The organism is Flavicella marina (assembly GCF_009193215.1).
GTDB classification, from domain to species: domain Bacteria; phylum Bacteroidota; class Bacteroidia; order Flavobacteriales; family Flavobacteriaceae; genus Flavicella; species Flavicella marina.
Window position 1 is genome coordinate 433,959 of the sequence record NZ_VYVA01000002.1, and the last position, 12,754, is coordinate 446,712.

Below are 12,754 nucleotides of genomic sequence, written 5' to 3' on the forward strand. Positions count from 1 at the left end.
ATATTCTACACAATGAGACCTTAAGATACCAAAAAAATTATGAATTTAACCAAGCTTTGATTTCGCTGGCTTTTAATTTACTCACAATAATTCTTTCTTCAGCAGGTGGATGCACATCGACAATCAACTTTCCATTAAAATGGAATTTTAATTTATCGATCGCTTGTTTGTTTAAAATATATTGCCTGTTTACTCTCGAAAAGTTTGATGGGTCTAATTCAAGCTCTATCGTCTCTAACTTTTTATTTAAAGTATAAGATTGCTTTTCAAATGTAACAGCTTTCACAACACCTGTATCTATAAAGAAATAAGCAATATCAGAAACCTTTATTGGAATTAACTCATCTCTTTTTTGAATCAAATAACTCAATTTATATTGAGTATTTGAGTTTTGAATAATTGACAACACCCCCTTGAGTTGATCTTCAATAGAATCATTTTTAAAAGACGTTTTTTCGAATTTTGTCAAAGCCAATTCAATGTCCTCTTCAGAAACAGGTTTGAGAATATAATCTAAACTATTTACTTTAAAAGCTTGAATCGCATATTGATCATACGCTGTAGTAAATATTATAGGAACTTCAATTGTTGTTTTTTCAAATATTTCAAAAGAAATACCATCTGCTAAATGAATATCCATAAAAACTAAGGATGCTTCATTCTTTTCTGAGAAATAATCTACTGCGTCAGCTACAGAATCAATTACAGTTAAAATTTCTATTTCAGGTCTAATAGACTTTAATATATGACTTAAGTTATCGCTTGCCGCGATTTCATCTTCTACAATTACAACTTTCATACTGGTTATTTTATTGGCAATTTCACCCTAAAGATATTGTTTTCATTTGATATTTGAATACTTTTTTCTTTCAGTAATTGGTATCTTTTGTTGATGTTAGCCAAGCCTTGACCTGTACTGTCTACAAATGTTGACCTTGGTTTTATTTTATTTTCAACAACTAAATTACCATTTGTGGTGTATATTTTTACATTCAATGGGTTTCTATTCGAAATTTCATTGTGTTTCACAGCATTTTCTACCAATAACTGCAAGGCTAGAACCGGCATTTGAAGAGACAAATACTCTGGTGCAACATTTATTTCTATTGAAAACTTATCTCTGTACCTAGTTTTAATCAAGAAAATATAACTTTCTATAAATTTTAATTCTTCTTGCACAGACACCAAATCTCGTTGACCACTTTGTAAGATATAGCGATACATAAAAGACAACTGATTCACAAAGTTTGTAGCTTCTTTATTATCCCTAATTAAAGAATTCAAAGAGTTTAAGGAATTGAATAAAAAATGAGGATTGATTTGATTTTTTAATGCAGATAATTCATTTTGTAAATTTTGCTTCACAAGACGTTCCTTTTCTTCAAGATCTGCTTGACGTCTTATCTTATATCGTAGGTTTTTTGCAAGTACAATCAATCCGAACATTAATATGACCAAGATAAACAGCAATAATCTTTGATCTCTTACGTAAAGATCTTGTCCGGTGATATTATCATAGAGATCATAATAGAAACGTGTAAATACCAATAGAATAAATCCATTGACAAATACAGAAACCGCAATGAATACAAGTTTCCCATATTTCTTAAAATACCCATCAAAATTAGTATTGAATTGTAAAACCAACCATGAGAATAAAAACAAAAAGGAAGTTCTAAAACTTACATCGACAAACGAAGATGCCTGGGCATCGGGTGCAATTCTAAAAGAAATCAACCCAGCATACTCCAATATTCTTGTTGAATTTTGCAACAAGCTTATCAATAATGATATCAAAAAGATTTCAGATTGTTTGACTTTACTATAACTCAATTTTACAGGCTTTAAAAGTATTTTATTTACCAAAGCTACAAAATAAGTCATAGTTCTTACATCAAAATTGCTAGTGCAAATAATGATAATAACGATGCATTAACGATAATTAATGTTTTTAAGACTTCTTTTTTGCTTACAGTTTCTGAGGGTTTCATATTGTATGTTTTGTGTTGTAACTCAAAAATACCCCCATATTTTCTCGAGTTGAATATATTTACACCGAAACGTATAAATTAAAGTGTGTACTAATCAATTTATTACTTGAACTATTTATCATATGTTGTAGAAATCACTTCTCCATGTCTCAAAACAACAATACTAACTTTTGTGCCGGTTGGTATATTTTGCAATTTCTCTTGAATTAAATCCAAAGAACTCTCATCGATTATTTTTACACTACCGATTTCTAAAATAATATCTCCTCCTAACAACAAATCTTGTCCTGCAATATTCACAGGTATAAACCCTCCTATAAGGCCTAGTTTACCAGCTCTTCCTTTTGTTGAAACTTTGGTAATTAATATCGCTCCTGATTGTGGAACGTTTAATAAGGCACACAATTCAGGTGAAAGTACCAAAGACTCAATTCCAGACCAATTGGCTTTCGAGTTTAGTACTTTTTTTGCCACATTAGAAGCTACAGCAAAACCGATCCCATCAAAACCTCCCGACGTAGTATAAATTCTACTGGCAATACCTACAATTTCTCCTTTCATATTGAACATTGGTCCACCAGAATTTCCTGGATTGATACTGGCATCAGTTTGAATAAATTCTACTTTTTCGAATCGATGACTTAAATTTTCAGGCACAAATCTTCCGCTTACAATACCTCTTGATAACGATTGTTTAAAACCATGAGGTGCACCTATGATAAATATATCATCTCCGATATTCGTCTTATCTGAATCACCTATTTTGGCAATTTGTTTTTGCTTCAACTGAAAATTTTCAGAGACTTTTATCAAAGCTACATCCGCATTTGTATCTGAAGATATAACTTCTGCCTTATAAACATCTCCATCGGTAAACTCAACAGTTATTTCTTCTGCAGCTTGAATTACATGGGCTGCGGTCCATATCAAACCATCTTCTCCAATCAACACTCCCGAGCCCAAAGACTCTTCTTTGTTTACTTGGTTGCTAAATAATACTTGCGAATAATCATAGCTTTCTATATTGATATATACTACTGAACTACTTACTTTGTCATATAATTTTGACAAACTTTGTGCAGAAATAGATATTGATAGAAACAAAAAAAGATAGACTAGTTTTTTCATAAAATTGTGTTCGTTATGTTCATACTAAAGTATTGAAAACATCTAATATTATACTATAGAAATACAAAAAAGTCTGCTTAAAATTTAAGCAGACTTTTTTATGTTTTTAGAATATGTTTTATTTTTTAAACAATTGTTTTACAACTGCTTTTGCAAAATCATCTGAAGTTGTAACAATACTCTTAGGATTGTCAACTAAAGAAGTAACAACTGATAATAATTGTTCTGACTCTGGTAAAGTTAAATCATACAACAAAGTTTCTACCACAAACTCTTTTTCTGTAGAAGTAATCGCTGTTGAATTTCTAGGAGAAACATAAGCCATGTTCATACTATGATAGTATCCAGTTCTATAACGTCCTGAATAATACCCATAACCACCATATCCTCCATATCCGTAATATGGGTAAGCACCTGGATCTTCAGTAACATTTGTCACTACTGATTCTTTAACCGATTTCACCGTTGTAATTACAGCAATCGTTACGTTCAATTCTTTTAATTTCGTTCTAATCGCTTCTACCTCTTCTGGAGTGTGTTTCTCATCAGGATCTGCATCCGGAAAATTCACATAACTAGGTAAAACCTCAAATTCTGGTCCTCTTGATTTTATCTGAGTTGCAATATCTTTTTCAAAACGTTGTCTTGCAACTTCGTCTTTAGATTTAAAAACCACAATTACCTTTCCTCCATCTATATCTTGTACCCTAGCGTCTTTCCATGCATCGGTAACTTTTACCGTTGAACAACTTGCAAATGACACAAGAAGTACCAACACTGTCATTACTTTACCTATTTTTCTCATATGAATTATTTAGATTTATTTAGTTTACTTTTTTAATCAAGAGCAATATACTCAAAATGTAAATACAAGCCCAATACTCAACTATAATTTGTGATTTATTTAAACAAACGGTCTACTTTTTTTTGTTTGATATTTGATTCAAATATTTACCTACGATAATTGCCGTTATAATAACATTATACATTTGACCTATTAGACCAACCAACACAACTACTTTTTGTGCTAATGCTGTGACTGGACTAATATCTCCATACCCAATAGACAATAACGTTATATAACTAAAATACATAAAGGTGTCGTTGAAATTTTCACGTATGAAAAAATCAGATTGTGATGATTGAAAAGAACCAGGTGATACCAATTCAATAGTCATGCATAAAAAATATCCTATCAAACCAATAGAAACATATCCACTTACCAGTCCAAATATGATATTTGCGCTAATTCGTTCAGAATCCCAAACTTGTTTTACGATTTCGTAAGTAACAAACACATAAAAAACAAAATTAATTACCATTCTAATGAAGGTAATTTCATCATCATATTTCCCTGAAAAAATCTTGTACAAGAACAAGAGAACACTGATTAGTATAACTCCGAGAAAACCAATAAACTTCACCCTTTGCTTAGACATCAAAATCAACCCAGCAGAAATATTAATGATAAAAGCCAACGGCAACAATATGGATTCAAACAAACCTTCTGTAACAAAGATCGACCCAAATAGAATCAAAAATTGACTAAAAAAAAATATCTCGAAACGAAACGGATGTAATCTTGAAAAATTCATTTTTTAAAATATTATTCTTGAAGTATCTTATTTAATTTTGCTTTATTCAGCACGATAATACCGACTACAAAAAACACTCCCATAAACAACATACTCATTCGCATGTTACCAGTAAGCTGATCAATAAAGCCATATACAAAGGTACCAATAACAATTCCTAATTTTTCTGTAATGTCGTAAAAACTAAAAAAAGACGCATTGTTTTCTGTACTTTTCGGTATTAATTTCGAATAAGTCGATCGTGAGATAGATTGTATTCCTCCCATCACAAAACCCAAAAACATAGCCATAATGTAAAATGTTATTTTATGTTGTAAAAAATAACCACCAACACAAATCAAAGCCCAAATAATTAATGCTACAGTAATCGCTGTTCCGTTGCCTTTTCTTTTAGACAACCACGCAAAAAAGAAACTTCCTAAAATAGCAATGATTTGAATAATTAAAACCACCAAAATCATTTCATCTGACGCCATACCTATCTCTTTATTAGCAAACAATGGAGCTAATAACATTACGGTCTGCACCCCCATACTAAAAATAAAAAAAGACAATAAATAATAATTCAAACCTTCAGAAGACTTTACCTTTTCGAAAACTTTTTTTATTTGATCTAGTCCTTTACTTAAAACTTCATTTGAAATATCACTTTTAGAACTTTGATCCTTCAAATAATAAAATGCTATTTGAGCAAAGCTCAACCACCATACTCCAACCAAAACAAATCCAAATCGCGTTGCTGCAACACCATTTTCAAAACCAAAAACTTCATATTTCTGAAACAACACCAAATTCACAATCAACAAAATAACAGAACCAATATAGCCCATCGCAAAACCTCTTGCACTTACTTTATCCATTTGATCTTTTGTTGCTACTTCGGGAAGAAAACTATTATAAAAAACCAAAGAGCCTGCAAAACCTATACTCCCTAAAACAGCACAAATAATTCCGTATTCAATATTTTCACCTGTAAAGAAATACAACCCCATACAAGCGAAAGACCCCAAATAAGTAAAAATCTGCATGAACCTCTTTTTTCTTCCTGAATAATCAGCAATACCAGATAATACAGGTGATAAAAAAACGATCACTAAAAAGGAAAACGAAATAGCATATGAATACAAGACTGAATTCGAAATTTCGAAATTAAAAAAACGAACTACTTCTCCTCCAAAGTATTCTTCAGTGGTGCCTAAATAATAAACAGGAAATATAGCAGTGGTAATAATTAAATTGTAAACTGAATTCGCCCAGTCAAAAGATGCCCAAGCATTAACTAACCTCTTATTGTTTTTCTCTAACATGTAGTTTTCTTTTTTTAGATTGGCAATTTACAATTTTATCAAAATAAAAAAAGGAACACGCATTTTAAAATCTTTTCAAGACAAACTTTAGCATTGTTATTTTAATAGTTTTAAAATACTTCTCACCTGAAACCTTAATTGTGGTACTACTTCTCTGTGAAACCAAGGATTTTTTTTCATCCAAATATTATTTCTTGGCGAAGGATGTGGTAACACAAAATACTTTGGCAAATACGATTCAAAGTTCATAACTCTATTTGTTACATTTTTAAGCGAATCGTTTTGTAAATAATGAGCTTGAGCATAAGCACCCACAAGTAAAATCAATTCTACATTATTTAGCGATGTCAATAACTTTGAATGCCACAATGGCGCGCATTCTTTTCTCGGAGGTAAATCACCTGTTTTACCTTTACCCGGGTAACAAAACCCCATTGGAATAATCGAAATTAGTTTTTCATCATAAAAAACAGTTGTATCGATACCCATCCATTTTCTCAAAGTATCACCACTTTTATCGTTCCAAGGAATACCAGTTTTATGGACGATAATCCCTGGAGCTTGACCAATGATTACAATCTTAGAATTTATATCAGCTTTCAATACAGGGTTACATCCATGAGATAATTTTGACTCACATGCTTTACATTTCTTTATTTCAGCAAGTAATTCTCGCATTAGAAATCAGAAAACAAAGAACCGTATTGATCTCTAAAAGAATAGCCTTCTTCCACTCTAGATTTATTGAGTTTTTCAAACTCGACAAGAGCCCATAAGACCAATTCTTTCAAAAAATATCGATCTTTACTCGGAGTTTCTTTGGCATATGTATCAATTAAACTATTTAATGGTGCTATATCTTCAAGTGCAGATGTATATTCAACCTCAGAACAATTGTCGTAAATCTCAAAAGTAGTCTCTTTAAAAAACCAATCCAACAATGCATCATAATCATCTTTCTGATTTTCTTTTTTCAGTTTCGATATTTTAGGGAATTTTTCCAGGAATAAAGTTTTAACAGCTGCACCAATTAGTTTTTCTGCGACGAATGCAGCACCTTCTTGCTCTCCCTCGTATACCAATTCTATTTTACCAATAATCGACGGAATCATACTTAACACGTCAGAAAACCGAATAGCAGTTGCTTTATCATTTGAACCTATTGCTCTATATTCAGCTGAACTGATTAGATTTTCAAAAGCCGTAATACTCATTCTCGCACTCACTCCGCTTTTTGCATCTACATATTCACTGTTTCTTGCTTCGAATCCTATTTGTTCCACCAGGTCTTTTGCTAATTCTGGAATATGAACTTCACAAATTCTATCCTCTTGTAATTTCGCCTCTTGAGCAGTAATCGCTTTCGCTATTCTTAAATCAGTTGGGTAATGTGTCAATATCTGTGAACCTATACGATCTTTCAAAGGTGTAACTATGCTACCTCTGTTGGTATAGTCTTCAGGATTTGCAGTAAAAATAAATTGCAAGTCGATAGGCATCCTCAATTGAAAGCCTCGAATTTGTATATCTCCTTCTTCTAATATATTAAAGAGTGCTACTTGAATTCTAGCCTGTAAATCTGGCAATTCATTGATAACAAAAATACACCTATTGGCTCTTGGAATCATTCCAAAATGCAACACACGTTCATCAGAATAACTCAACTTCATCGTGGCAGCTTTTATCGGATCAATATCACCAATCAAATCAGAAATCGTTACATCTGGCGTTGCTAACTTCTCAAAAAACCTAGCATCTCTATGTAGCCATTCAATTGGAGTTTCATCTCCATGATTTTTCAGTGTTTCTTTACCAAATACACTGATAGGGTTCAATGGGTCATCATTGATTTCAGAACCTTTGATAACAGGTATGTACTCATCTAAAAGTTGCACCATCAAACGAGCTAATCTTGTCTTTGCTTGCCCTCGCAAACCTAATAAATTGATGTTATGCTGAGATAAAATAGCACGTTCTAATTGAGGAATTACCGAGTTTTCATACCCATAAACTCCTTCAAAAGACGACTTGTTGTTTTTTATATTCTGTATTAAATTGTTCCTTAGTTCTGTTTTTATACTTTTTGATGTATACCCTATCTTTTTTAACTCACCTAAAGTTTTTATTGATGTATCTATCATTATCTCATGCGTTTTTTTCTGTTGTTTTCATAATCGTGAAATATCATCTCCCCTAGTCCCTTTAAACCAGTATAGAATGCCTTCCCTTTATTCGATTCTGTAAATTTATCTACAAAATTCTGTAAATACGGATCGCGTGCAATCATAAAAGTTGTAATTGGAATATGCAATTTTCGTGCATAAGCAGCCATATTGTAACATTTCTCTGTAATATGAGGATCCAAACCATTGCTGTTTTTGTAATACCTGCCATCAGGTAATTTCAAACAACTAGGCTTCCCATCAGTAATCATAAAAATATGCTTGTTAGTATTTTTCTTTCTTCTTAATATATCCATGGCTAACTCTAGCCCTGCAACTGTGTTTGTATGGTATGGTCCTACTTGTAAATAAGGTAAATCTTTGACTTTGATTGTCCAGGCATCATTTCCAAAAACAAGAATATCTAAAGTATCTTTTGGGTAACGAGTGGTTATCAATTCAGATAAAGCCATCGCTACTTTTTTTGCAGGTGTAATCCTGTCTTCTCCATATAAAATCATACTATGACTAATATCGATCATTAGTACTGTACTCATTTGAGACTTGTGATGTGTATCTTTAACTACCAAATCTTTTTCGGTAAGTTTAAAATTACCAAGTCCATGATTTACTTGCGCATTTTTTAAACTTTCTGTGATAGACAATCTATCTATCGAGTCTCCAAACTGAAAGTCCCTATAATCTCCAGTTTGCTCATCACCAATACCTACCGTGCTAATTTTATGATTTCCTAAACCATTCTTTTTTAATTTTCCGAATATCTGAAGTAATGCTCCTTTTCGAATGGCTCGTTCTGTTTTTGCAGTAATTTTAGTTCCACCCTTGCCGTTTGGATCTATTTCATCTTTTATATAACCTTTCTCTTTCAATTCATCGATGAAGTCGTCAATGGTGTATGTTTCATCCGTAAGCTTGTATTCAATATCTAACGTTCTTAACCAATCTATAGCCTCATCAAAATCACCCGAAGTGTGCGTAATTAATTCTTTGAAAATATCAAACAAACGATCAAAAATACTCTTCTTCTCCTCTTTAAAAGAAGAAAATTGAAAACCTACCCGTGATGTCTTTTTCTCACTCATTTGAATTTACATGAATCAAACAATCGCAGTCAAATAAATTAATACAGCTAATAATGTATTTACAAAAATCACTGTTTTAACAATTTGCATACTTGAAGTGTCATTTTTTAGCTTCATTACTTAGGGATTTTAAAGTTACTAATTATTAAAAAGAATGCAATTATCATCTATGTCGTAACATAAAAACAATACTTACAAAAAAATATCGACTTGTTTGTTAAAACAAGTCGATATAAGTAACGTAAAAAAAAGAATTTTATTGCAATGAGAGAAACTAATCTAAAGCAACTAAATTTAATTCCAAAATATCATAATGTGATGCGTGTGCAACCAATTCATTATTCTTAATTACAACAGCTTGAGGGGACTCATGAATTACTTGAAACTTTTCCGCAATCGCTTGAGAAATATTTCTAAAATTCAATAAATCTAAATAATAAAAATCAACATTCGTTTCTGCTGATCCGTGCTGCTTTTCGAATCGTTTGATAACCGAACTACTAATGCCACAACGTGTACTATGTTTGAACAACACACTTGTTTTCTTTAAATCCTCTAATTGACCTTCATTAGTTAATTGAATCCAATTTATTTTTGGTATTTCTTTGTTTTCAGATTTTGAACCGAAAACCCCGCTTAATATTCCCATGTTTGTGTTTTTTCTTGATAGACGTCAAAAATAAGACATCCTTTCAACACTACCATTTTTATTTTTTACTGAAAAATTGACGGATTATTGAAGAACTTCAAGACAATTTGTCTCAATAAACACAAGGTTTCACGACATTTTGGCCTGATTTTATTAGAAATATATTTGGGAATGTTTTTTGACCTAACACACATGAATTTTAAAAATTGGAGTTATGAATTTTAATAATTACACAATAAAATCACAAGAAGTTGTGCAAAAAGCACAACAACTTACTCAAGAACTTGGGCAACAACAAATTGAAATTGCTCATGTCATGAAAGCTATTTTAGAAGTTGATAAAAATGTTACACCTTTTATTTTAAAGAAACTAGAGATAAACATTCCAGTTTTTACACAAGTTATAGAAAACACAATCAAAAGTTATCCTAAGGTTTCAGGTGCGTCGTTAAGTCTTTCAAAAAATTCAAACACATTATTTATTGATGCAAGTAATATTGCAAAAAAAATGAATGATGAGTATGTATCAATCGAACATTTGCTGTTAGGTATTTTTAAAAGTAAAGACACCATTGCACAGCAATTAAAAGATCAAGGGGTAACTGAAAAAGGCCTACAGTCCGCTATCGATGAAATAAGACAAGGAGAAAATGTTACCTCTCAAAGCGCTGAAGACACTTATAACTCGTTGAATAAATATGCAAAAAACCTGAATCAACTTGCCAATGACGGAAAGTTAGATCCGGTAATTGGACGAGATGAAGAGATTAGAAGAATTTTACAAATTTTATCGCGTAGAACGAAAAACAACCCTATGCTTGTTGGAGAGCCAGGTGTTGGTAAAACTGCTATTGCAGAAGGTTTGGCGCATCGTATTATTCAAGGTGATGTACCAGAAAACTTGAAAGACAAACAAATTTTCTCTTTAGATATGGGTGCCCTTATTGCTGGAGCTAAATACAAAGGAGAGTTTGAAGAACGTTTGAAATCTGTTGTAAAGGAAGTCATCAATTCTGATGGCAACATTGTATTGTTTATTGACGAAATACATACTTTGGTTGGTGCTGGAGGTGGTGAAGGTGCTATGGATGCCGCAAACATTCTAAAACCAGCATTAGCAAGAGGTGAGCTTCGAGCAATTGGAGCTACTACCCTTGATGAATATCAAAAGTATTTCGAAAAAGACAAGGCCTTAGAACGTCGTTTCCAAAAAGTGATTGTTGATGAACCAGATACAGAAAGTGCTATTTCAATATTAAGAGGTATCAAAGAAAAATACGAAGTTCATCACAAGGTGAGAATCAAGGACGAAGCCGTGATCGCAGCAGTAGAATTGTCTCAACGTTACATTACAAATAGATTTTTACCAGATAAAGCCATCGATTTAATGGATGAATCAGCATCAAAAATGAGAATGGAAATCAATTCTAAACCTGAAGAGCTAGATGTTTTAGACAGGAAAATCATGCAGTTAGAGATAGAATTAGAAGCTATCAAGCGAGAAAACGACAAAGCTAAATTAACAGTCTTAAAAAAAGAATTGGCCAACGTCAAAGACAGTCGTGATGACATTTTTAGTAAATGGAAAAGCGAAAAAGATTTGGTTGACAAAGTTCAAAAAATAAAAGAAGACGTTGAATCTTTCAAGCAAGAGGCCGACAAAGCTGAGCGAGATGGAAATTATGGACTTGTAGCCGAATTGCGTTATGGAAAAATAAAAGACGCGCAAGAAGCATTGGATCGTTTGCAATTAGAAGTTAACAATCAAGAAAATTCGTTGATCAAAGAAGAAGTTACAGCTGATGATATTGCTGAAGTTGTAGCAAAATGGACAGGTATTCCTGTGCAAAAAATGCTACAGAGTGAACGTGAAAAACTGTTGCAACTAGAAACAGTTTTACACAATCAAGTAGTTGGTCAAGAAGAAGCTATTGAAGCAGTTTCAGACGCGGTTAGGCGTTCTAGAGCTGGTTTACAAGATGAGAAAAAGCCCTTAGGCTCATTTCTATTCCTCGGAACTACTGGAGTTGGTAAAACCGAATTGGCCAAAGCACTAGCTTCTTACCTGTTTAATGATGAGAATGCCATGACTCGTATTGATATGAGCGAATACCAAGAAAGGCATTCGGTAAGTAGATTGGTTGGAGCCCCACCGGGCTATGTAGGATATGATGAAGGAGGTCATTTAACAGAAGCTGTAAGACGAAGACCCTATTCAGTAGTATTGCTAGACGAAATAGAAAAAGCCCACCCAGATACTTTTAACATACTGTTACAAGTATTAGACGAAGGTAGATTGACGGATAACAAAGGGAGAATAGCAGATTTTAAAAACACCATTATTATCATGACCTCAAATATGGGTGCCGACAGTATTCAAGAGCATTTTGAAAATGCAAAAGACACCGATAGAATTATGATCGCAGAAAAGGCTAAACTAGATGTAATGAGCGTACTAAAACAGAGTGTTCGTCCAGAATTTTTAAATCGAATTGACGAAATCATAATGTTCACACCACTTAACAAAAACGAAATAAAGGACATTGTGAAAATTCACCTCAAAAAGCTTTCAAAAATGCTTCGTGAGAAACAAATCGAATTAACGACAACTGAAGATGCTATCGGTGCTTTGGCAGAAAAAGGTTACGACCCGCAATTTGGAGCAAGACCCGTGAAAAGAGTAATTCAGAAAGAAGTACTGAACGCATTGTCAAAAGAACTATTGGCTGGAAAAGTACAACCTGAACAAAAAATTCTCTTAGATGCATTTGATGGTCAATTTGTATTTAGAAACAAATAAAATTTATAATACGGAACAT

11 protein-coding genes are annotated in these 12,754 nt (G+C 32.6%); 1 reads left to right on the forward strand and 10 read right to left on the reverse strand.

The window, feature by feature from the left end:
• Nucleotides 1–37: 37 nt before the first annotated feature.
• From F6P99_RS06760 to ytxJ, 10 genes are all read right to left on the reverse strand, one after another.
• Nucleotides 38–799, reverse strand: coding sequence for a LytR/AlgR family response regulator transcription factor (locus F6P99_RS06760; RefSeq protein WP_152286698.1), 762 nt, complete (start codon nt 797–799; stop codon nt 38–40).
• Nucleotides 800–804: 5 nt separating this feature from the next.
• Nucleotides 805–1,884 (reverse strand): sensor histidine kinase, encoded by a 1,080-nt coding sequence (locus tag F6P99_RS06765; protein ID WP_152286699.1) that lies wholly within the window; start codon nt 1,882–1,884, stop codon nt 805–807.
• Between the two features lie 218 nt (nt 1,885–2,102).
• A complete protein-coding gene (locus F6P99_RS06770; RefSeq protein WP_152286700.1) occupies nt 2,103–3,119 on the reverse strand; it encodes a S1C family serine protease in 1,017 nt (338 codons plus the stop codon).
• Nucleotides 3,120–3,237: 118 nt separating this feature from the next.
• Complete coding sequence (locus F6P99_RS06775) at nt 3,238–3,924, reverse strand: hypothetical protein (protein ID WP_152286701.1); 687 nt, start codon at nt 3,922–3,924, stop codon at nt 3,238–3,240.
• A 112-nt stretch (nt 3,925–4,036) separates the two neighbouring features.
• A complete protein-coding gene (locus F6P99_RS06780) occupies nt 4,037–4,714 on the reverse strand; it encodes an ion channel (protein WP_152286702.1) in 678 nt (225 codons plus the stop codon).
• A gap of 11 nt (nt 4,715–4,725) precedes the next feature.
• Nucleotides 4,726–6,021: an MFS transporter gene (locus F6P99_RS06785; protein WP_152286703.1), complete on the reverse strand. Its 1,296-nt coding sequence runs from the start codon at nt 6,019–6,021 to the stop codon at nt 4,726–4,728.
• Nucleotides 6,022–6,117: 96 nt separating this feature from the next.
• A complete protein-coding gene (locus tag F6P99_RS06790; protein ID WP_152286704.1) occupies nt 6,118–6,699 on the reverse strand; it encodes a uracil-DNA glycosylase family protein in 582 nt (193 codons plus the stop codon).
• Complete coding sequence (locus F6P99_RS06795; RefSeq protein ID WP_152286705.1) at nt 6,699–8,162, reverse strand: AAA family ATPase; 1,464 nt, start codon at nt 8,160–8,162, stop codon at nt 6,699–6,701. Before F6P99_RS06795 ends, F6P99_RS06790 begins: the two co-directional genes overlap by 1 nt.
• On the reverse strand, nt 8,162–9,286 hold the full coding sequence (locus tag F6P99_RS06800; RefSeq protein WP_152286706.1) for a vWA domain-containing protein: 1,125 nt from the start codon (nt 9,284–9,286) through the stop codon (nt 8,162–8,164). The genes F6P99_RS06795 and F6P99_RS06800 overlap by 1 nt, the downstream gene beginning before the upstream one ends.
• A gap of 274 nt (nt 9,287–9,560) precedes the next feature.
• The gene (gene ytxJ / locus F6P99_RS06805; protein ID WP_152286707.1) at nt 9,561–9,935 is read right to left on the reverse strand and encodes a bacillithiol system redox-active protein YtxJ; all 375 of its coding nucleotides are present in this window, start codon (nt 9,933–9,935) and stop codon (nt 9,561–9,563) included.
• A 214-nt stretch (nt 9,936–10,149) separates the two neighbouring features.
• On the opposite strand from ytxJ, the gene clpB reads away from it, so the two are divergent.
• The gene (clpB, locus tag F6P99_RS06810; protein WP_152286708.1) at nt 10,150–12,735 is read left to right on the forward strand and encodes an ATP-dependent chaperone ClpB; all 2,586 of its coding nucleotides are present in this window, start codon (nt 10,150–10,152) and stop codon (nt 12,733–12,735) included.
• Nucleotides 12,736–12,754 lie beyond the last annotated feature (19 nt).